Annotated in this window: 22 protein-coding genes and 1 pseudogene; 8 read left to right on the top strand and 15 right to left on the bottom strand. The window is 72.4% G+C overall.

Features of this window, described 5'->3' with window-relative positions:
• Positions 1-795 (bottom strand): 30S ribosomal protein S2 (rpsB, locus tag DLJ58_RS24340; protein ID WP_124859617.1); only part of this gene is annotated, 795 nt, incomplete at its 3' end.
• Between the two features lie 404 nt (positions 796-1,199).
• Positions 1,200-2,301: pseudogene (locus DLJ58_RS24335) on the bottom strand (hypothetical protein).
• Positions 2,302-2,625: 324 nt separating this feature from the next.
• Between DLJ58_RS24335 and DLJ58_RS24330 the strand changes: the two are divergent.
• The 5 genes from DLJ58_RS24330 to DLJ58_RS24310 all read left to right on the top strand — a co-directional run bounded on the left by DLJ58_RS24330 (position 2,626) and on the right by DLJ58_RS24310 (position 8,466).
• Entirely contained in the window at positions 2,626-2,985 is a 360-nt protein-coding gene (locus DLJ58_RS24330; protein WP_124859613.1) for a YraN family protein, read from the top strand.
• 30 nt (positions 2,986-3,015) lie between these two features.
• On the top strand, positions 3,016-4,536 hold the full coding sequence (locus tag DLJ58_RS24325; protein WP_124859611.1) for a YifB family Mg chelatase-like AAA ATPase: 1,521 nt from the start codon (positions 3,016-3,018) through the stop codon (positions 4,534-4,536).
• Positions 4,533-5,750: a DNA-processing protein DprA gene (locus tag DLJ58_RS24320; protein WP_124859609.1), complete on the top strand. Its 1,218-nt coding sequence runs from the start codon at positions 4,533-4,535 to the stop codon at positions 5,748-5,750. The genes DLJ58_RS24325 and DLJ58_RS24320 overlap by 4 nt, the downstream gene beginning before the upstream one ends.
• Positions 5,751-6,140: 390 nt before the next feature.
• On the top strand, positions 6,141-7,208 hold the full coding sequence (locus tag DLJ58_RS24315) for a tyrosine recombinase XerC (protein WP_425271342.1): 1,068 nt from the start codon (positions 6,141-6,143) through the stop codon (positions 7,206-7,208).
• Positions 7,209-7,284: 76 nt separating this feature from the next.
• Positions 7,285-8,466, top strand: coding sequence for an aminotransferase class V-fold PLP-dependent enzyme (locus DLJ58_RS24310; RefSeq protein ID WP_124859607.1), 1,182 nt, complete (start codon positions 7,285-7,287; stop codon positions 8,464-8,466).
• Here DLJ58_RS24310 and DLJ58_RS24305 read toward each other — a convergent pair.
• Positions 8,387-9,079, bottom strand: coding sequence for a murein hydrolase activator EnvC family protein (locus DLJ58_RS24305; RefSeq protein ID WP_425271341.1), 693 nt, complete (start codon positions 9,077-9,079; stop codon positions 8,387-8,389). The two genes, DLJ58_RS24310 and DLJ58_RS24305, sit on opposite strands and share 80 nt — an antisense overlap.
• Positions 9,080-9,389: 310 nt before the next feature.
• Between DLJ58_RS24305 and DLJ58_RS24300 the strand changes: the two genes are divergently transcribed.
• Positions 9,390-10,532 carry a sulfite oxidase gene (locus DLJ58_RS24300; RefSeq protein ID WP_124859603.1) on the top strand — a complete coding sequence of 381 codons (1,143 nt, stop codon included), beginning with the start codon at positions 9,390-9,392 and terminating at the stop codon, positions 10,530-10,532.
• A 65-nt stretch (positions 10,533-10,597) separates the two neighbouring features.
• Here the strand turns inward: DLJ58_RS24300 and DLJ58_RS24295 are convergent, their stop codons facing one another.
• The 12 genes from DLJ58_RS24295 to proS all read right to left on the bottom strand — a co-directional run bounded on the left by DLJ58_RS24295 (position 10,598) and on the right by proS (position 18,932).
• Positions 10,598-10,921, bottom strand: coding sequence for a DUF2469 domain-containing protein (locus DLJ58_RS24295; RefSeq protein ID WP_007075222.1), 324 nt, complete (start codon positions 10,919-10,921; stop codon positions 10,598-10,600).
• Positions 10,918-11,730, bottom strand: a complete 813-nt coding sequence (locus DLJ58_RS24290; protein WP_124859601.1) for a ribonuclease HII — start codon at positions 11,728-11,730, stop codon at positions 10,918-10,920. Before DLJ58_RS24290 ends, DLJ58_RS24295 begins: the two co-directional genes overlap by 4 nt.
• The gene (locus DLJ58_RS24285) at positions 11,724-12,209 is read right to left on the bottom strand and encodes an NUDIX hydrolase (RefSeq protein ID WP_124859599.1); all 486 of its coding nucleotides are present in this window, start codon (positions 12,207-12,209) and stop codon (positions 11,724-11,726) included. Before DLJ58_RS24285 ends, DLJ58_RS24290 begins: the two co-directional genes overlap by 7 nt.
• 48 nt (positions 12,210-12,257) lie before the next feature.
• Positions 12,258-12,893 (bottom strand): signal peptidase I, encoded by a 636-nt coding sequence (gene lepB / locus DLJ58_RS24280; protein ID WP_112588428.1) that lies wholly within the window; start codon positions 12,891-12,893, stop codon positions 12,258-12,260.
• 10 nt (positions 12,894-12,903) lie between these two features.
• A complete protein-coding gene (gene lepB / locus DLJ58_RS24275; RefSeq protein ID WP_112605969.1) occupies positions 12,904-13,773 on the bottom strand; it encodes a signal peptidase I in 870 nt (289 codons plus the stop codon).
• Positions 13,774-13,955: 182 nt separating this feature from the next.
• Positions 13,956-14,312 carry a 50S ribosomal protein L19 gene (rplS, locus tag DLJ58_RS24270; protein WP_088991045.1) on the bottom strand — a complete coding sequence of 119 codons (357 nt, stop codon included), beginning with the start codon at positions 14,310-14,312 and terminating at the stop codon, positions 13,956-13,958.
• 143 nt (positions 14,313-14,455) lie between these two features.
• On the bottom strand, positions 14,456-15,229 hold the full coding sequence (gene trmD, locus DLJ58_RS24265; RefSeq protein WP_124859597.1) for a tRNA (guanosine(37)-N1)-methyltransferase TrmD: 774 nt from the start codon (positions 15,227-15,229) through the stop codon (positions 14,456-14,458).
• Between the two features lie 11 nt (positions 15,230-15,240).
• Positions 15,241-15,891, bottom strand: coding sequence for a ribosome maturation factor RimM (gene rimM / locus DLJ58_RS24260; protein WP_124859595.1), 651 nt, complete (start codon positions 15,889-15,891; stop codon positions 15,241-15,243).
• On the bottom strand, positions 15,891-16,151 hold the full coding sequence (locus tag DLJ58_RS24255) for an RNA-binding protein (protein ID WP_172862164.1): 261 nt from the start codon (positions 16,149-16,151) through the stop codon (positions 15,891-15,893). Before DLJ58_RS24255 ends, rimM begins: the two co-directional genes overlap by 1 nt.
• Complete coding sequence (gene rpsP, locus DLJ58_RS24250) at positions 16,126-16,626, bottom strand: 30S ribosomal protein S16 (protein WP_112588420.1); 501 nt, start codon at positions 16,624-16,626, stop codon at positions 16,126-16,128. Before rpsP ends, DLJ58_RS24255 begins: the two co-directional genes overlap by 26 nt.
• A 229-nt stretch (positions 16,627-16,855) precedes the next feature.
• Positions 16,856-17,476, bottom strand: coding sequence for a ribonuclease FAU-1 family protein (locus DLJ58_RS24245; protein ID WP_124859593.1), 621 nt, complete (start codon positions 17,474-17,476; stop codon positions 16,856-16,858).
• Positions 17,477-17,525: 49 nt separating this feature from the next.
• Positions 17,526-18,932 (bottom strand): proline--tRNA ligase, encoded by a 1,407-nt coding sequence (proS, locus tag DLJ58_RS24240; protein WP_124859591.1) that lies wholly within the window; start codon positions 18,930-18,932, stop codon positions 17,526-17,528.
• A gap of 69 nt (positions 18,933-19,001) precedes the next feature.
• Between proS and DLJ58_RS24235 the strand changes: the two genes are divergently transcribed.
• Both DLJ58_RS24235 and DLJ58_RS24230 read left to right on the top strand, forming a co-directional pair.
• Entirely contained in the window at positions 19,002-19,559 is a 558-nt protein-coding gene (locus tag DLJ58_RS24235) for a signal protein (RefSeq protein ID WP_124859589.1), read from the top strand.
• A gap of 21 nt (positions 19,560-19,580) precedes the next feature.
• On the top strand, positions 19,581-20,152 hold a 572-nt coding region (locus tag DLJ58_RS24230), incomplete at its 3' end, for a TetR/AcrR family transcriptional regulator (protein WP_148098007.1).

Genomic DNA, 20,152 nt, shown 5'->3' with positions numbered 1-20,152 from the left:
CGACTCGTCGGCCTTCTTCGGCTCGAGCAGCTCGCGCTCCCACTCGGTCAGCGGCTCGTCGCTCGCGACGCCCTCGGGCTTCTCGTCGTTGCCCCGGCGACGGCCGGAACGCGCGATCAGACCATCCGCGACGGCAGCGGCGACGACCTTGGTCAGCAGCTCCGCCGAGCGGATCGCGTCGTCGTTACCCGGGATCGGGAAGTCGACCTCGTCCGGGTCACAGTTGGTGTCCAGCACCGCGATCACCGGGATGCCCAGCTTGCGGGCCTCGTCGACGGCGATGTGCTCCTTCTTGGTGTCGACGATCCAGACCGCGGCGGGAAGCTTCTGCATGTCCCGCAGGCCACCGAGGGTGCGGGTCAGCTTGATCTTCTCGCGGGAGAGCTGCAGGGTCTCCTTCTTGGTGTAACCGGCGGCGGTGCCGCTGAGGTCACCCAGGCCCTCCAGCTCCTTCATCCGCTGAAGCCGCTTGTAAACGGTCTGGAAGTTGGTCAGCATGCCACCGAGCCAGCGGTGGTTGACGTACGGCTGGCCGACCCGGGTCGCCTGCTCGGCAATCGCCTCCTGGGCCTGCTTCTTGGTGCCGACGAACAGGATGCTGCCACCCTCGGCGACGGTCCCACGCACGAACTCGTACGCCTTCTCGATGTACTCGAGGGTCTGGCGCAGGTCGATGATGTAGATGCCGTTGCGCTCGGTCATGATGAAGCGCTTCATCTTCGGGTTCCAGCGCCGGGTCTGGTGCCCGAAGTGGACACCGCTCTCCAGCAGCTGACGCATGGTCACGACGGCCATGGTTGGGGTACTCCTCAAGGTCCCTGGTTGTCACGCCCGGCCGGTGGCCGGGCGTCCTGGCGCCTGGTCGCCGACCCATGGTGGACCCGATCAAGATCGGGACCAGGGAGGCCGTCGCTCCACGACGATTCGTGAAGAGGGCGCGCGAGGTCGACCGCACGAGGCGGTCGCCAGTTGGCCAGTGTACGCCCCTCACCCGTTCAGCCGTCCCGGGGTGCGCGTGGCGTGCTGCTCCGCCGCTCCCCCGCCCGCCTGCCCCATGCTGCTCGATCCGCGCGCGTTGCCGGGAAGGTCGCACTGGTTCGTGGAAATAGTGGCCTCCGCGTCGCCGGAGGCCACTATTTCCTGGTTGTTGTCCGAACCGTCAGCGAGCACGCGACGGCCGGCGGCGGGCCCGGCCCGGGTCAGCCGGCGGCGAGCGCGGCGGCCACGAAGAGCACCAGGCCGACGGTCAGGTAGGCCGTCGGTGGGCGCAGCCAGCCCCGGCCGTTGTCGGCGAGCGCCAGACCTCCGGTTCGTAGCCCGTACAGCCCGGTCGCGAAGATCGGCAGGCCGGCGACCAGGGCGATACCCACCACCACGTTCCCGGCGTCCACCGGGTCGCCGGTCACGCCCGCCAGCAGCACCCGCGACGCGGGAACCTCGAAGACCAACACCAGCAGAGCGAAGAGTACGGCCAGCACCGGTCGACGGGTCCGATAGACGCCGTCGGCGGCCGGCGGGTACACCGGCGGCTCGCCTACGGGCAGGTCGGGTCGGGGGCCGATCCCCGGCATCGGACCGGTCGGCATCTCCAGCGGGTGCGGCGTGTCGCCGCTGCCCCGGGTCGGCTCGATGATCGGGTACCCAGCGAGCGGAGCAGGACGAGCCTGGTCAGCGAGCACGGTCGCCGGCGCTGTCGACGTGCTGTCGCGGGACGTCTCCGGCGGGGCGCTGGTCACCGGAGATCCCGCCGTGGTCGTCTCGCGGGCGGCCCGGCGTCCGGGCAGCTCACCGGAGGTCTCCGAGGGGTCCCGGTCCGCCCGCCGCGATCGGGTGGCCCGGTAACCGTCCGCCTCCGGCCGGCCGGCACCCAACGGGTCGACCGCGCCGAAGCGCCCCGAATCAGCCTCGCTCCCCCCGAACCGACCGGTCTGAGCGTCCAGGGCGCCGAAGCGACCCGAGTCCGACTCCGGCGTACCGAAGCGACCCATGTCCACCGCGTTCAGACGACCCGAATCCGACTCCGGCGTACCGAAGCGGCTCGCGTCGACGGCGCCGAAGCGTCCCGAGTCCGGTTCGCGGCGGCGGCCGACGCCGGTGTCCTCGACGGAGCGGCCGTCTTCCGCACCACGCTGCTCGGGGACTTCGCTGTCCCGGTACCGCGGATCGCCCGCGCCGCGCCACTCCGACTCGCCGTAACCGCGACCCCGCTCGTCGGGGTACCAGCGCGACTCCTGATCTTCCGGAAAACTTCGTCGTCCGTCCACGTCAGGCACCGTATGCGACCGGCCACGCCCGCGCCATTTCAACCCGGCCGGCCCCGCGCCACCGGTCCCCGCGGAAGCGGGGCAGGAGCCGCGTCGAGGTGGCGGCGACGCGGGCCCCCACACCGTGATCAAGTGACGAAAAACAGGTCAGCGGCTGTCCTGACACCTACTTCTCATCACCTGATCATGGTGGCCCGTCGGTGGAGCGGGGCCGGCCGCGCTCCACCGGCCTCGGTCGGCTGCCCAACGCAACTAGCACACCGTGAGCATGATCGTCCGACTGTCCACAGCACCCCCGTTGTCCACAGTTGGGCTGCTGCCGGGTCGCGGCGATCACCCTCCGGCGGGCACCGTGCCGACCATGACGAAGCGGAACCAGGCGGTTGGCGCGTACGGCGAGCAATGTGCGGCCCGGCACCTGACGGAGGCGGGGCTGCGACCCATCGCCCGAAACTGGCGCTGCCCGGCAGGGGAGATCGACATCATCGCGTGGGACGGGCCGGTGCTCGCCTTCTGCGAGGTGAAGACCCGCCGGGGTGAGGGCTTCGGCACCCCGGCCGAGGCGGTCGTACCGGCCAAGGCCCGCCGACTGCGAGGGCTCGCCGCGCAGTGGCTGACCGAGACCGGTACGACCGCCGAGGAGGTGCGTTTCGACGTGCTGTCGGTGCGGCTGCCCGACGCCGGTCCGGCGCAGGTCGACCACCTCAAGGGCGCGTTCTGACATGCGTACCCGGAGGATCGGTGACGCGCCGTGAGCTACGCGAAGGTGCTCTGCGTGGGGCTGGTCGGCGTGACCGGCCACCTCGTCGAGGTGGAGGCCGACCTGGCCGCCGGTCTGCCTGCGGTGGTGATCTCCGGTCTGCCGGACACCGCCCTGCACGAAGCCCGCGACCGGGTCCGCGCCGCCGTGGTCAACTCCGGCCAGCGCTGGCCCAACCGGCGGATCACCCTCAACCTGCTGCCCGCCACGCTGCCGAAGTTCGGGTCGGCCTTCGATCTGGCCATCGCCGCAGCGCTGCTGGGCGGCTCGGGTGAGCTGCCGCTGCTCCCTCTGGAGGGGGTGGTGGTCCTCGGCGAGCTGGGGCTCGACGGGACGGTGCGGCCGGTGCGCGGCGTGCTCCCGATGGTCGCCGCCGCAGCCCAGGCCGGCATCGCGCGGGTGATCGTCCCGGTCGGCAACGCCGCCGAGGCCGCCGTCATCCCCGGGGTACGGGTGCGAGCGGTGGACAACCTGCACCGGCTGGTCGCCTTCGTTCGGGACGGGACCCCGCTGATCGAACCACCGGCGGACATCCCGGAGCCGCTGGCCGGTGGACCGGATCTCGCCGACGTCGCCGGGCAGCAGATGGGTCGGCGCGCCCTGGAGGTCGCCGCGGCCGGCGGGCACCACGTCGCACTGCTCGGCCCACCGGGCGCCGGCAAGACGATGCTCGCCGAACGGCTGCCGTCGATCCTGCCCGAGCTGGACGACGACGCGGCCCTGGAGGTCACCGCGCTGCACTCGGTTGCCGGGCTGCTGCCGCCGGGTGGTCGGCTGCTGCGTCGCCCGCCGTTCCAGGCGCCGCACCACACCGCGAGCGTGCCGTCGCTGGTCGGGGGCGGCTCGGGGCTGGCCCGACCCGGCGCGGTGTCGCTGGCGCATCGCGGGGTGCTCTTCCTGGACGAGGCTCCCGAGTTCAGCAAGGGTGCGCTGGAGGCGCTGCGCCAGCCGCTGGAGCACGGCCGCATCCAGCTGAGCCGCAGCGGAGGCGGCACCGTGTACCCGGCCCGCACCCAGTTGGTGCTGGCTGCCAACCCGTGTCCGTGCGCGAAACCGGCCGGCGATGCGCACTGCGAGTGTTCGCCGCTGGTTCGCCGCCGCTACCTGGGAAGGCTCTCCGGGCCCCTGCTCGACCGGATCGACGTCCAGGTACGGCTAATGCCGGTGCGGGCGGCCGAGCTGATGGCGACCGACGGCGATGTCGAGCCCTCGGCGACGGTCGCCGCCCGGGTGGCGGCGGCCCGGCAGGCGGCGGCCAGCCGCTGGGCCGGCCTCGGCCGGCGGCTCAACGCCGAGGTGGAAGGGCCGCACCTGCGCCGACCGCCGTGGCGGCTGCCGGCCCGGGTCACCGTGGAGCTGCGGGGCCGGCTCGACTCCGGCTCGCTGTCGGCGCGCGGCTTCGACCGGGTGATCCGGATGGCCTGGACCATCGCCGATCTCGACGGTCGCGACCGACCTGACCAGGACGACGTCCGGGAAGCGCTTCAACTACGGACGGGGGAGGCGACGTGAGCGCCGAGGAGGAACGAAGGCTGGCCCGGATCGCCCTGACCTGGTTGGCGGAGCCGGGCACGCGGGCGGTGTATCACCTGGTCGAACGGCACGGCCCGGTGGCGACCCTGGATCTGCTGCTCGACGGCGGCAGCCCGGACGGCTGGCTGCACACCACTGTCGCCGCACGCTCGGCGGCCGGCGACGCGCGGGCAGTGGCCGCGGAGGCCCTGGAGCGGGCGGACCGACTGGGCGCCCGCCTGGTCACGCCGGACGACGAGGAGTGGCCGGCCCAGGTCGCCAGCCTGGCCGCGTTGCGGCTGCCGGACGTCAGCCGCCGCGTGGATGGTGAGACCGCCCCGCCGCTGTGCTTCTGGGTACGCGGAAGCTGGCCGCTCGGCGAGGCTCTGGATCGTTCGGTGGCCGTGGTCGGGGCGCGGGCGGCCACCGGTTACGGGCAGCACGTCGCGACCGAGCTGGGTTACGGCCTGGCGGAGCGGGACTGGACGGTCGTGTCCGGTGGCGCGTTCGGCATCGACGCCGCCGCCCACCGGGGCGCACTCACCGCGGGCGGTCTGACCGTCGCGGTGCTCGCCTGCGGGCTGGACCGTCCGTACCCGATGGGCAACGCCGCGCTCTTCGACCGGATCGCCGAGACGGGGCTGCTGGTAAGCGAGTGGCCGCCCGGTGCCGAGCCGCTACGGCCCCGGTTCCTGATCCGCAACCGGGTGATCGCCGCAGGCACCCGGGGCACCGTCCTGGTGGAGGCGTCGGCGCGCAGTGGCGCGACGCAGACCGCGCGGCGGGCCATCCACTCCAATCGGGTGGCCATGGTGGTGCCGGGGCCGGTGACCTCGGCGATGTCCGTCGGCGCGCACGAGTTCCTGCGCGAGTACCCCGACAAGGCCCGGCTGGTCACCGGGGTGGCGCACGTGCTGGAGGAGGTGGGTCGGATCGGCGCGGACCTGGCCCCGCTGGCGCGTGGGCCGCAGCGGGCCACCGACGCGCTGGACGACGAGGCGCGGTCGCTGCTGGAGGCGCTGCCCCGCCGAGGTGCGATGGGCGTGGACCGGCTCTCCGCCCGCGCCGGCGTCGACCTACGGACCGCGTTGCGCAAGCTGTCGCTGCTGGAGGAGCTGTCCATGGTGGTCCGTCGCGACGACGGTTACGCCCTCGCCCCATCCGCCAACCGGAAGCGTGCGGCGGCGGAGACGTCCGCTCGACCTGTTACCTGAGCGGATGCGTCACCGCCACCCGGCCGGGATGCCGTAACCGCTCGCGGTCGGGATCCCGGCCAGCCGATACTGCCGGTACCGTGCCCGATCATGGGTGCAATCAAGCCGTGGCACATCAGCGTGCTCTGCTGTCTCGTCGTGACCGCCGTGCTCGTCGTCGGCTTGGTCGTGTTCCTGGCCAAGAGGAACAACCGCCGGTAGTCGGGGGTGGACACCGGCACCGTCGTGTTCCCCGGCCAGCCACACCCCCCGGCCGGGGTGATCCGAGGAGGTAGGTCCCGCCACGCCACTCCGGTGGCGGAGGGGGACCGGCCGTAGGCTGGTGCCGTGTCAGCCGTCAGTGAGGGTGCCGGGGCCGAGCAACCGGCCCGGCACGTCGGCGCGGCCCCGGTGAGCCGGGCGGACCGGGGCACCCGGGCCATGCACCAGGCACTCCCGCCAGCGTTGCGCGACGCTGTCGACGACTTCGCCGAGCACCTGTCCCGGGTCCGTAACCGGTCGGCGCACACCGTCCGCGCGTACGTCACCGATCTGGTCTCGCTGCTCGACCACGCCGTCCGGATGGGCTGCGTCGACCTCGCCGAGCTGGATCTTTCGGTGCTGCGCAGTTGGCTGGCGCGGCAGCGCACCACTGGCGCGGCCCGCACGTCGTTGGCCCGGCGGGCCGCGTCGGCACGGGCATTCAGCGCCTGGGCACACCGGGCCGGTCTGCTCCCCGCCGACGTGGGCGCCGCGCTGGCCAGCCCTCGCGCGCACCGGGAGCTGCCCAGCGTGCTGCGCGCCGATCAGGCCGCCGCTCTGGTCGAGGCACCGTCCCGGCAGGCACCGCCCACCAACCCGTCACCCACGAACCAGGCGCGCACGGACCCAAAGCTCCCGAACCAGGCGCGCGCCGACGCAGAGCGGACGGACGCAGCGACCGGGCCGGCGTCGGGTCCAGCGGACGGGGCCGAGGCGGTGCCACTGCGGGACCGGGTGCTGCTGGAGCTGCTCTACGCCACCGGCGTACGGGTGAGCGAGGCGTGCGGGTTGGACGTCGGAGATGTCGACCACGGCCGGCGGGTGATCCGGGTGTTCGGCAAGGGCGGGCGGGAGCGCTCGGTACCGTACGGGGTGCCCGCCCAGCGGGCGTTGGACGACTGGCTGCGCCGGGGCCGCCCGGCGATGGTGGGCGCCCGCTCCGGCAACGCGCTGCTGCTCGGTGCCCGGGGTGGTCGGCTCAACCCGACGACCGCGCGTCAGATCGTCGGTGCGTACGCAGAGACCGCCGGACTGCCCCGGACCAGCCCGCACGACCTGCGCCACTCCGCGGCCACCCACCTCCTGGAGGGAGGCGCGGACCTACGCGCCGTGCAGGAGCTGCTCGGCCACTCGTCGCTGGCGAGCACGCAGATCTACACCCACGTCTCGGTCGAGCGGCTGCGCGCCGCCTACCGGCAGGCGCACCCGCGCGCCTGATCAAGCGCCGGAGGGCGCGCACGCACGCCTGATCAAGCGCCGGAGGGCGCGCACGAGTGGCGGTTACGATCATCAAGTGAGCGTCCCGAATCCCCCTGAGCCGATCCCGGGCGCCCGCCTGCTCTTCTCCCTGGACCCGGCGGTCAGCCACCTCAACCATGGCTCGTTCGGCGCGGTGCCGATCGGCGTGCAGCGCGCGCAGCAGCGGCTGCGCGACGAGATGGAGGCGAACCCGCTGCGCTTCTTCACTCAGGGGCTGGTCGACCGGATCGCGCACACCCGCCGGCACCTCGCCGGGTTCCTGGGCGCCGACCCGGACGGCAGCGCCCTGGTGGGCAACACCACCACCGGCGTCGCCGTGGTGCTCCAGTCGATGGACCTCAAGGCCGGCGACGAGGTGCTGAGCACCGACCACGGGTACGGAGCGGTGAGCCTGGCCATCCAGCGCGAGTGCCGCCGCACCGGCGCGGTCAGCCGGGTCCTGCCGATCCCCCTGGCCGCCACCGACGAGCAGATCGTGCAGAGCATCCGCGCCGGCCTGCGCCCCGGGCGGACCCGGCTGCTCGTCGTCGACCAGCTCACCTCGGCCACCGCCAAGCTCTTTCCGACCGCCGCCATCGTCGGGGTGGCCCGCGAACACGGCGTGCCGGTCCTGGTGGACGCCGCGCACGCCCCGGGCATGCTGTCCACCCCGGTGGCCGGCATCGGCGCCGACTTCTGGGTGGGCAACCTGCACAAGTGGGCGTACGCCCCACGCGGGACCGCCCTGCTGGCGGTGGCACCGCAGTGGCGGGAGAGGATCGAGCCACTGGTGGTGTCCTGGGAGCAGGAGTCGGGTTTCCCGGCCCGGCTCGAGTGGCAGGCCACGCTCGACTACACGCCCTGGCTGGCCGCCCCGGCGGGCCTGTTCACGATGCGCAGTCTCGGCGTCGACCGGGTGCGGGCGCACAACGCCGCGCTCGCCGCGTACGGCCAGCGGGTGGTGGGGGACGCGCTGGGGGTGGCGCCCGCCGAGCTGCCCGACCCCGGCGGACCGGGGGTGGCGCTGCGCCTCATCCCGCTGCCGGCCGGCACGGGCACCACGATCGACGCGGCGCGGGCGTTGCAGGCACGGATCGGTGAGCGGCTCGCCGCCGAGGTGGCGGTGATGAGCTGGAACGGCCGGGGGTGGCTGCGGCTCACCGGCCAGGTCTACAACGCCGCCGACGAGTACGAACGGCTGGGCGCACGGCTGCCGGCACTGCTCGCCCAGCGCTGAGCGGCCGGCCGGGAGCGGACCGGCCGGGAGCGGACACCGGGGCCGGACCGACCGGGAGCAGGCGCACCGGGCCGAGGCCGAGCAGGGCCAGCGGGTCGAGATATTCCTCGCCCCGGCGAAGGCCCCAGTGCAGGCACGCCTCGGCCGGGCAACCCGGATGCCCGGGCAGCAGCTCGCCCAGCGGTGCGCCGGCGGTGACCGGCTGGCCGGGGCGTACGGCGGGTTGGACCGGCTCGTGGGTGGTCCGCAGCCCGTCGGCGTGCCCCACGGTGACCACCGGTCGACCGGCCACCAGACCGGCGAAGAGCACGGTGCCCAGCCCGGCGCTGCGGACCACCGCTCCGGCGGGAGCGGCCAGGTCGACGCCGCGATGGCCAGGCAGCCACGGTCGCGGCGGCGGGTCGAACCGGCGCACCGGACGGGGCAACCCGTCGACCGGCCAGCGGAACCGCCCGGCGGGCGCCGGGTCGACGACCGGCACGGCCCCGGCCGCGACCGGCATGGTCGGGGCGACGACCGGCTCCCCCAGGGCCGCGACCGGCACGGTCGGTGTCGGTGGTTGGCCGGGCACCGCCGCTATCAGCACCGCCAGCCCGCAGAGCTGGACGGTCAGCGCGAGCGGGAGCGCGGCGCAGAGCAGCACAGTGCGGCGGATCGAACGGACGGTTGGCTGTCGCATGACGGCAGCCTCCGGCCGACGCCGGGTCGTCCGCCAGCCCGGCCGACGGGGCTGTGGACAACCGGAGGTGCTGTGGACGACCACCCAACGGCGTCGGTGATCTGTTATGCCAGGGACGGCGGGAAGCTGTCCACGGCCCGCCGCATAAACGCCGCCGTACCCTCCGGTGCCGTTTTCGGGCCGCCGCGGAGGGCCTAGGCTGGGCGCGTACGGCGGGTGCCGCCGTCTGTACCGGGGAGGCCGCATGACCACTCTCGATGACCGGACGTCGTACCCCACCGGGCCGACGGTGGGCGACGTGAGCGGCCCGTCCCGGCTCGCGGAGCCGGACGAGACGATCAGCGCCGAGGAGTTGCAGCTCGCGGCCCGCAACCACGGCATCCCGTTGGAGGCGCTGCGCTACGACGTCACCCCGGCCGGGCTGCACTACCTGCTGATCCATTACGACATCCCGGAGCTCGACCCGGCGGCGCACACGTTGACCATCGGCGGTGCGGTGGACCGTCCGTTGACGGTCACCCTCGCCGACCTGCGCGAACGGCCCCGCGTCACCCGGCAGGTGACCCTGGAGTGCGCCGGTAACGGGCGGGCCCTGCTGCACCCCCGGCCGGTCAGTCAGCCCTGGCTGGTCGAGGCGGTCGGCAACGCGGAGTGGACCGGCACCCCACTCGCTCCGCTGCTGCGGGAGGCGGGCGTCGACCCGGACGCGGTGGACGTGGTCTTCACCGGCGCGGATCACGGCGTGGAGCGCGGGATCGAGCAGGACTACCAGCGGGCGCTTCCGGTCGCCGACGCGCTGCGCGAGGAGGTGCTGCTGGCGTACGAGATGAACGGCGCTCCCCTGCTGCCGCAGCACGGTGCGCCGCTGCGGCTGATCGTGCCGGGCTGGTACGGCATGGCGCACGTGAAGTGGGTCCACTCGATCGAGGTGCGGACCGAGCCGTTCGAGGGGTACCAGAACGCGGTGGCCTACCGGGTACGCCGCGACGCCGACGACCCGGGAGTGCCGGTCACCCGGATCGAGCCGCGGGCGCTGGTCCGCCCGCCCGGCTTCCCCGACTTCATGTCCCGCCGTCGGGTGCTGCGACAGGGCCCGTGCACGCTGGATGGTCGGGCCTGGTCGGGGCACGCCCCGGTGGTCGCCGTGGAGGTGACCACCGACGGCGGGCAGAGCTGGGCGCCGGCCGAGCTGGACCCGGCGGACGCGGGGGACTTCGCCTGGCGGCGCTGGCGGCACGAGTGGGTCGCCACCCCCGGCCGGTACGTGCTCGGCGCGCGGGCCACCGACGCGTCCGGGCGGACCCAGCCGGTCGAGCAACAGTGGAACCGTGGCGGCTTCGCCAACAACATGGTGCAGCGGGTCGAGGTCGTGGTGCCGGCCGAGTGATCGGCGGCGGGGTGTCACGCCACGGGTGGGGGGGTCCGTGGCACGGCCCGGCGGCTCGGGTGCGCTCAGCCGCCGAAGCCGGAGTCGGCGGGCAGTGAGATGTCGGGCTTCTCCAGCTCCTCGACGTTGACGTCCTTGAAGGTCATCACCCGGACGTTCTTCACGAAGCGGGCAGGACGGTACATGTCCCACACCCAGGCGTCGTGCATCTCGACCTCGAAGTAGACCTCGCCGTCGGAGTTACGCACGTGCAGGTCGACCTGGTTGGCCAGGTAGAACCGGCGCTCCGTCTCCACCACGTAGGAGAATTGGCGGACAATGTCGCGGTACTCCCGGTAGAGCTGCAGCTCCATCTCGGTCTCGTACTTCTCGAGATCTTCCGCGCTCATCGCACTCCGCCTTCCATGGCCACATCTTCCCCCACCGGCGTCGGAGGCCGAGGCTGCTCGCCCAACGCCACGCCGACGGTACCCCCTGACGCCCAGGAGCGCTCCATCGGCTCATCCGAGCCGTGGCCGCCGGGCCGTCGAGCGCGCGGCGGCCGGCCGTCGCGGCCGGAGACCGCGGCGACATTGACGTACGAGAACCGATGCTCCCGGCACGGCCCGTGCTCCCGCAGCGCCGCCGAGTGCTCCGGGGTGATGTACCCCTTGTGCTCGGCGAAGCCGTACGCCGGGAACACGCCGTCCAACTCCACCATGAGGCGGTCCCGGGTGACCTTGGCCAGCACACTGGCCGCCGCCACGCACGCGGCCACCCGGTCGCCCTTCCACACCGCCAGCCCGGGCACACCCAGGCCGTCCACGCCGAACCCGTCGGTCAGCACGTACTCCGGGCGGGTGGTGAGCGAGGCGAGCGCCCGGCGCATCGCGGCCAGGTTGCACACGTGCAGACCCCGGGCGTCGACCTCCTCAGCCGGGATGACCACCACGGCGTACGCGAGCGCGCGGTCCACGACCTCCGCGTACACCCGTTCCCGGCTGGCCGGGGTCAGCAGCTTCGAGTCGGCCAGCCCATCGATCTCGCCACGCCGCCCCTCGGGCAGCACCGCCGCGGCGGCGACCAGCGGACCGGCACACGCCCCCCGGCCCGCCTCGTCGGCGCCGGCGACGTGCCGGAAGCCACGCCGCTGCAACGCCCGTTCCAGGGCGTACAGGCCGGCCTCGCGGCGCACCACGGTGCGCGGCGGGGTCAGCACGACGCCTCGCCCTGGCCGGCGGTGGTCGACTGCCCCAGCCGGGTCAGCAGGGCGGGCAGTTCGGGCGGGTAGAACCGGTCACCGCTGGCCGCCAACTCGGCCGGAACCCACCAGCGGTGGTCGGCGATGCTGCGTCGCTCGATGTCGTTGAAGCCCGTGGTGTCCACCCGCCAGGAATCCACCCCGAACAGGAAGAAATCCTGCTCCTGGCGGTACCAGATGCCGTCGAAGGAGAACTCGGTCGCGTCGGACCAGACCGGCTCGCCCAACTGGGCCGGGTCGAGCCGCAGGCCGGTCTCCTCGGCCAACTCCCGGGCCGCGCCCACTGCCGGCGCCTCCCCCGGATCGAGCCCACCGCCTGGAGTGAACCAGTATCGGTGCCCGGGTCGGGCCGGGTCGAAGCCCTCGAACAGCAGGACCCGGCCGGCCGCGTCGACGAGCAGCACGCGGGCCGCGCGTCGAGGGGTGTAGACGGTCACCGCACCAGCCTGCCAGACCGAGGACGGATCGCCCACGCCCCGTACGGCCTACGGCTTGGGAATGCCGTCGAACCCGTCGGGCACCGTCAGCCAGGTGGCCCGGCTGACCGGCCAGAAGACTGTGAACGCCCGCCCGACCACGTCGTCCTCGGGGATCGTGGCCTCGGTGATGTTCTGCTGGGACTGCTGCCAGTGCTCCAGTGAGTCGCCGGAGGCCGACCGGTGGTCGCCCATCACCCACAGCCGGCCCTCCGGCACGGTGATGTCGAACTCCTGGTCGGCGGGCTTGTCCCGAATCCCGTCCATGGAGAAGATGTACGGCTCGTCCAGCGACTTACCGTTGATCATCAGCCGTTCCTCGGGGTCGCAGCAGACCACGTGGTCCCCGGGAATGCCGATCACCCGCTTGATGAAGTCCTCACCGTCGGGGTTGCCGCTCCACGCGGTCGGAGCCTTGAACACGATCACCTCGCCGCGGTGCGGTGACCGGAAGTCATAGACCAACTTGTTGACCAGCACACGGTCATCGATCTTGAGAGTGTTTTCCATGGACGGGGAGGGGATGAAGAAGGTCTGCAGCACGAAGGCGCGGACCAGCACCGCGACCAGGATCGCCACACCCAGCAGGATCGGCAGCTCCTTCCAGAAGGAGCTGCGCGGCTTGTCGGTCTGCTCGTCAATCACGCCAAGGAGCCTACGTTGCCCGGCTGGACGGCACCGTCCGGAACGCGCGGGAACCACGTAGCGCGGCTGCCAACGGAAGCATCAGCAGCACACCGCCCTGCGGAGTCGGTCGCGCCGGAGTCGCACCGGGCGACGCCGTGGCCGGCCCGGAGACGTCCTCGAACGTGGACGGCACCGACAGCGCACTCCACCGCGACGACGGCCAGACCACCATGAAGGCCCGGCCGACCACGTTGTCGATCGGCACCGGCCCCTGGCAACGCGCGTCCTGGGAGACCTCGCGGTGATCACCCATCACGAAGATCTGACCGGGCGGCACGACGATCTCGTCGAAGCGCCGGGAGCGACACTCCGCCGGGTTGGGTGGCAGGTCCAGGGGGGAGTCCCGCAGGACGTACGACTCGTTGAGCGGCGTGCCGTTGACGGTCACCCGGCCCTGACTGTCGCAGCACTTGACCCGGTCACCGGGGAGACCGATCACCCGCTTGATGAAGTCCTTCTCACCGGGGCGACTCACCCCGACCAGGTCGCCGACGGTGCGGCCGAGCCGGCCGGCGACGCCGGGCTTCGGCTGCTCGTCGACCTGCGGCGCCCAGCGGTCGGTGCCCCGGAAGACCACCACCTCGCCGCGCAGCGGGTCACGAACGTCGTAGACGACCTTGTTGACCAGCACCCGGTCACCGACGAGGAGGGTGTCCTCCATCGAGCCGGACGGAATGAAGAACGCCTGGAGCAGGAAGGTGCGGATCAGCACCGCGAGGCAGAACGCGACCACCAGCAACAGCGGCAGCTCCTGCCAGAGAGGCATCTGCCGGCGGGTGCGGCGAGCCCGTCGGCGCCACGGATCGACGGTGCCGTCCTCGTCAAGCGTCTGCACCACGCCACTCCCCGGTCCGCAGAAACACCACCGCCCGGGAGCCTCGTCGAGGCTCCACGGGCGGTAGTGGACAACTGCCCGCCTCCTGGGCGGGACCGCCGCCTCGCTGCGCCCGTACCGACCAGGGTAATGCGCTCTGGTCGGTACGGCATACGCGCAGCTCGGGCGGCGTGGCGAGCGGGAAGTCAGCTGGGCTGCTTCTCCCGCTTCTCCTTGATCTTGGCCTTCTTGCCGCGCAGCTCGCGCAGGTAGTAGAGCTTGGCGCGGCGCACGGCACCGCGGGTCACGACCTCGATCCGGTCGATGCCCGGGCCGTTGAGCGGGTAGGTCCGCTCGACGCCGACACCGAAGCTGACCTTGCGGACCGAGAAGGTCTCGCGCAGACCGTCACCCTGGCGGCGGATCACGACGCCCTGGAAGATCTGGACACGGGACCGGTTGCCCTCGACGACGCGGGCGTGCACCTTGACGGTGTCACCGGCCCGGAAGTCGGGAAGGTCGGTCCGCTTCGACTGGGCGTCAAGGGCGTCCAGGATGTTCATCGCTGCGTCCTCGTAAGGCTCACGGCGCACCGTCACTCGGTGCGCGGGTGGGTGATTCTGATTCCCGGGTGGTGATCGGCGAACCGACCCCGGTCGGGGATCCTCGCAGCCGACCGCGGGCGCGGACGGATGCGGCAACCCCCCTACTTTGCCACATCCCCCGGTGGAGGCTGAAATCCGGCCTGGTCCAGGGCCGCGATGTCCCGTTTGTCGAGCCGATCGGCCGGCAGCGCGGCCAGTAGGTCCGGCCGGCGGGCGGCCGTGCGCAGCAGACCCTCCTCGCGCCGCCAGCGAGCGATCTTGCCGTGGTCACCGGAGCGGAGCACCTCCGGCACGTCGTGCCCACGCCAACTCGGCGGCTTCGTGTAGATCGGTGCCTCCAGCAGCCCGTGCGCGTGCGACTCCTCGTCCAACGAGCCCGCGTTGCCCAGCACCCCCGGCAGCAGCCGGGTGACCGCCTCCAGCATCACCAGGACCGCGACCTCGCCGCCGAAGAGCACGTAGTCACCGAGCGACACCTCGGTGACCGGCATCCGGGTGGCGGCGTGTGCCAGGACCCGCTGGTCGATCCCCTCGTAGCGGCCGCAGGCGAAGAGCAGATGCGACTCGGCGGCCAACTCGTACGCCATGGCCTGGGTGAAGGGGGCCCCGGCCGGCGACGGCACCAGCAGCCTTGGCGGCGCGGCGTCGAGCGGCGCGAGGGCGTCCAGTGCCTCACCCCACGGCTCGGGGCGCATCACCATTCCCGGCCCGCCACCGTAGGGGGTGTCGTCGACAGTGCGGTGCACGTCGTGGGTCCAGGTCCGCAGGTCGTGCACGGCGAGCTGGAGTACGCCGTTGGCCCGCGCCCGTCCGATCAGCGACAGGTCCAGCGGGGCGAAGTACTCCGGAAAGATCGACACGACGTCGACGCGCATGCGGGCTGGTCCTAAAGGTCGAGCAGTCCGGCTGGTGGGTCGACGATCACACGTCCGCCGGCCAGGTCGACCTCCGGGACGATCGCCCGGACGAACGGGATCAACGCGGTACGCCCCTCGGGGCGCCGCAGCACCAGCAGGTCGGACGAGGGCGCGTGGTCGATGCGGGCGACCTCGCCCAGGCGTTCGCCGGCCGGGGTCACCACGGCCAACCCGACCAGCTGGTGGTCGTGGAACTCCTCCGGGTCGTCCGGTGGGGTCACGTCGGCGCTGTCCACCACGAGCAGCGTCCCGCGCAGCGCCTCGGCGGTGTTGCGGTCCAGGATGCCCTCGAACGCGATCAGCACCCGACCCTGGTGGAAGCGGGATTCCTCGATGGTCAGCTCCGTGGGAACCCGGAACGGCACCCCGGGCTCATCGCTGGCCGGCGGGGGTGTCGCCCCCGGCTCAGTGCCCAGCACAGTGTTGCGCGCAGGCGGGGGTGTCGCCCCCGGCTCAGCGCCCAGCACAGTGTTGCGCGCAGGCGGGGGCTTCGCCCCCGGCTCAGTGCGCAGCACTGTACCGGGGGCGAACCGTGCCTCGGGCTCGTCGGTCCGCACTTCCACGGTGACCTCACCGCGGACACCGTGCGGCTTGCCGATCCTGCCGACGACGAGCTGCATCAGTACGAGTCGACGATGTCGACGCGAACCCCGCGCCCGCCGATGGAGCCGATCACCTGGCGCAGCGCCTTGGCGGTCCGACCGGACCGCCCGATCACAGTGCCGAGGTCCTCGGGGTGCACGCGGACTTCGAGCCGCTTGCCCCGACGGGAATCGACCATCCGCACCCGGACGTCGTCCGGGTGGTCGACGATGCCCTTGACCAGGTGCTCCAACGCCGGACGCAGTGGCATGTCAGGCCTGCTCACCGGCGTCGGCAGCGGCCGGGGCCTCGGCCGGAGCCTCGGTCTTCGGCGCCTCAGCCGTCGGAGCCTCAGCCGGAGCCTCGGTCTTCGGAGCCTCGGCAGCCTTGGCGGCCTTCTTGGCCGGCTTGGCCGGGGTCTCCGGGGCGAGCCCGGCGGCGGCCTTCGCCTCAGCCTCGTACGCCGCCTTGCGGTCGGCCCGCTCGGGGGCGACCAGGAGCGGCGGCGGGGCCGGCAGGCCCTTGTACTTCTGCCAGTCACCGGTCAGCTCCAGCAGCCGCTGCACCGCCTCGCTCGGCTGAGCGCCGACGGACAGCCAGTACTGGACCCGCTCCGACTTGACCTCGATGATCGAGGGGTCTTCCTTGGGCTGGTAAACCCCGACGAACTCGATCGCCCGGCCGTCGCGCTTGGTGCGCGAGTCGGCGATGACGATGCGGTACTGCGGGTTGCGGATCTTGCCCATCCGCAGGAGCCGGATCTTTACGGCCACAGTTGTTTCGCTCCTGTTGCGATCTCACCGGCCCAAACGGGCGGTGTGCATGGGTGAGCGCCGACCGGCACAGTGGGGTTGGGCCGGAGACTACTCGGTGGACTGGCGACGTGCCCGGGTTAGAGGGCGCCGGACGCGCGCCGGATACCAGCGACCTATTCTGCCAGATCCGATGCCGATCTCCCGCATCGGACCCGTACACCGCGTTGTCGGTGACCTGGGATACCGCTCAGCGCACCGGTGGACGATCCCATCCCGATGGCAGTTTGTCCGTTATGCCCCACTCCGCTGGGGGTGTGAAGTCACACCAGGTGCCGTCGAACGGGAACTCGCCGGCCTCGGCGAGCGCGATCACCCGCTCCCCCTCGGCGCGGACCGCCTTCTCGTCGGTCACCCAGTAGTCGGCGCCGAAGGCGAGCCGCTCGACGAACTCGCCCTCGTCCTTCCACTCCCAGCTGCGGTCCGGCCACACCACCACGTCCAGGTCCTGGTCCACCACGTCGACGCCGGCCACCGGGCCGTCGTCCCAACGGACGCCGGGCTCCTCCAGGTTGACGTACCAGTGGGCGAACCGGCCCTGAGTGTCGGAGAACCACCAGACGGAGTGCGCCGCCCCCGTGGGCAGGAACTTCAGCAGCGGCGGGCCGTTCCAGCGTCCGTGCGCCAACCGGTAGGTCGACGAGATCCACTGGGCGAAAGGCATCGCCCGCATGTTGAGCCCGGCCTCGGTCACCTCGTGGGCCACCGGCGAGTCCCGGGCGATCAAGACCAGCAAGCCTCGATCGTCGTCGCTGACCACGCGGGCCGGCCGGACCCACCCGATCCGGCCGTGCCGCACGTTCCGATGCATGATCAGCCGACCCGGCGCGAACCGGTCGACGGGGTTGCCCGGCCGCACCTCAGTAGGCGCGGGCGAGGATGGCGATCAGATCCGACTCGTCCTCCGAGTCCGGTACCGAACCGTCGGCGCGCAGCAGGCAGCGCACCGTGACGCCCTGACCGTTCGCCTCAGCCTCGCCGGCCACGCCCACCGCCGACCACGGCACGCGCGCCCAGCCAGTCGCGGCGGCCTCGATCGCCTCGGCGAGGGTGGCAACCTCCACCGTGCGGGACTCGCGGTTGGCCAGTGCCTGGTCGTGCAGCACCTGCTGGTCGGTCTCCAGGGCGGCCAGCACCGCGGTGACCACGTCGGCCACCGGCGTCGGGGTCTTCGAGCCGTCGGTCCGACGCACCACCGTCGCGTTGCCCACGGCCAGGTCACGGGGGCCGACCTCGACGCGTACCGGATAGCCGCGCAGCTCGGCGTCGACGGCCCGGCGGCCGAACGGGGTGTCGGTCCGGTCGTCGAGCGCGACCCGGACACCGGCGTCCCGCAGGCCGTCGCGCAGCTTGGCCGCCGCCTCGCCCACGCCGTCGCCGTCCTTGACGATCATGACGTACGCCTGGATCGGCGCGAGCCTCGGCGGCACGCGCAGGCCGTTGTCGTCGCCGTGCGCCATGATCAGGCCACCGAGCATCCGGGTGGACGTGCCCCACGAGGTGGTCCAGGCGTGCTCCCGGCCGCCCTCCTTGGAGGAGTAGCTGATGTCGAACGCCTTGGCGAAGTTCTGGCCCAGCTCGTGGCTGGTGCCCAGCTGCAACGCCTTGCCGTCGCCCATCATGCCTTCGCAGGTGTACGTGGCCGTCGCCCCGGCGAAGCGCTCGCGCGTCGTCTTCAGGCCGACCACCACCGGAATGCCGATCACGTTGACCATCAGATCCTCGTACGCCTCGTGCAGGATCCGCCGCGCGTACGCCCGGGCGTCCTCACGGGTGGCGTGCGCGGTGTGCCCCTCCTGCCAGAGGAACTCACTGGTACGCAGGAAGATCCGCGGACGGAGCTCCCACCGGACCACGTTCGCCCACTGGTTGAGCAGCAGCGGCAGGTCCCGGTACGAGTCGATCCACTTGGCCATGAACTCGCCGATGACCGTCTCGCTGGTCGGACGCACCACCACCGGCTCCGCCAGGGGCTTGCCACCACCGTGGGTGACGACCGCCAGCTCCGGCGAGAAGCCCTCGACGTGCTGCGCCTCGCGCTTGAGGTAACTCTCGGGGATGAACAACGGGAAGTACGCGTTCTCCGCACCCGCCGCCTTGATCCGAGCGTCCATCTCAGCCTGCATACGCTCCCAGATGGCGTAGCCGGCCGGTCGGATGACCATGGTGCCGCGAACCGGGCCGTTGTCGGCCAGCTTCGCCTTGGCGATCAGGTCCTGGTACCAGCGGGGGAAATCCTCCGCACGGGGAGTGAGCACGCGTGCCATGACCGCACATCCTATGCGCCGCTCGTCAGGGCAGTGCGCTCGGGCGCGGCATCGTTAGCATCTGCCGTCATGACCTTCCTCAATCCGCACACCGGAGCGGCTCCCACATCCGAGCCCGAGGCCCCCGATCTGGCACATCTGGCCGCGAGATGGGTGAGCTGGGTGGCCCGACACCGGCGGCCGACCAGCCCGATCGCCGACCGGTCCGGCCGGCACGCCGGGCATCACCAGCCCGCCGACGTGTGGTTCCTCGCGGGTACGCACGGTGGCTCTGCGCAACGGAACTGCGTGGTTCCCGCCGGACGGCCGCTCTTCTTCCCGGCGTTCTGCTGGTGGCAGGTCGGCGGCGAAACCGGCCCGGCCGAGGCCGACCTCAACGCGACCGGGCACGCGCAGCTCGACGGACTGCCGATCGCGCTGACACCGGCCGGTTCGGCCGAGCCGTTCCCGGTCCGCGGCTTCTTCAACAACGTCGTCACCATGTGGCCGTGGTCGGTGCCTGTCTCCTGCTGGGGGCTGTGGGGGCTGATCCCGCCGCCCCGCCCCGGCCGACACGACCTGAGCTTCGGTGGCACCGACGGCGGGCGGTTCTGGGTCGAGGCGCAGTACCAGATCGAGGTGCGCTGAACGACCTACACTTCGACCACCATGATTGAGCAGACTGGCCCCACCCCGGTACGGACCGGCATCGTCGACGCCGCCCGCGCCCTGACCGTCGCGACCGGATGGGACGGCGTCCGGATGGGTGCCGTCGCGAACGCCGCCGGGGTGAGCCGACAGACCGTCTACAACGAGTTCGGCAGCAAGGCAGGGCTGGCCGAAGCCCTCGCCCGCGCCGAGGTGGACCGGTTCGTCGGCGCCGTCCGGGCCGCTCTGCTCGCCCACGGCACAGACGTACGGGCCGGCGCGTACGCGGCTATCGCGCACACCCTCAGCACGGCGGCGCAAAACCCGCTGGTCAAGGCCATCCTGACCAGCGCCCGAGGCGGCTCGGACGAGCTACTTCCGTACCTCACCACGCGGGCCGAGGTGGTCCTCACCGAGGCGTCCGGCGCGCTGATCGACTGGGCCGGCGATCACCTGCCCGGAGCGGACCAGGCCGCGCTGGCCTTCGCCGCCGACACCATCGTCCGCCTGGTGGTCAGCCACATCGTGCTCCCCCGTGAACCGATCGAGCAGACCGCCACGGCCCTCGCCGACCTTGCCGTACACCTCTTCAG

The sequence above is a fragment of the Micromonospora arida genome (genome assembly GCF_003857035.1).
GTDB classification, from domain to species: Bacteria; Actinomycetota; Actinomycetes; order Mycobacteriales; family Micromonosporaceae; genus Micromonospora; species Micromonospora arida.
The sequence above is the reverse complement of the archived record's forward strand: the minus strand, read 5'-3'. Positions and strand labels throughout refer to the sequence as shown.

What these genes read in the sequence shown, in the direction of transcription:
- DLJ58_RS24330 (WP_124859613.1), top strand. Translation starts at nt 2,626, where the DNA reads ATGACGAAGCGGAACCAGGCGGTTGGCGCGTACGGCGAGCAATGTGCG.
- DLJ58_RS24300 (WP_124859603.1), top strand. Translation starts at nt 9,390, where the DNA reads ATGACCACTCTCGATGACCGGACGTCGTACCCCACCGGGCCGACGGTG.
- DLJ58_RS24295 (WP_007075222.1), bottom strand. Translation starts at nt 10,921, where the DNA reads ATGAGCGCGGAAGATCTCGAGAAGTACGAGACCGAGATGGAGCTGCAG.
- rplS (WP_088991045.1), bottom strand. Translation starts at nt 14,312, where the DNA reads ATGAACATCCTGGACGCCCTTGACGCCCAGTCGAAGCGGACCGACCTT.
- trmD (WP_124859597.1), bottom strand. Translation starts at nt 15,229, where the DNA reads ATGCGCGTCGACGTCGTGTCGATCTTTCCGGAGTACTTCGCCCCGCTG.
- rimM (WP_124859595.1), bottom strand. Translation starts at nt 15,891, where the DNA reads ATGCAGCTCGTCGTCGGCAGGATCGGCAAGCCGCACGGTGTCCGCGGT.
- DLJ58_RS24245 (WP_124859593.1), bottom strand. Translation starts at nt 17,476, where the DNA reads ATGCATCGGAACGTGCGGCACGGCCGGATCGGGTGGGTCCGGCCGGCC.
- proS (WP_124859591.1), bottom strand. Translation starts at nt 18,932, where the DNA reads ATGGCACGCGTGCTCACTCCCCGTGCGGAGGATTTCCCCCGCTGGTAC.
- DLJ58_RS24235 (WP_124859589.1), top strand. Translation starts at nt 19,002, where the DNA reads ATGACCTTCCTCAATCCGCACACCGGAGCGGCTCCCACATCCGAGCCC.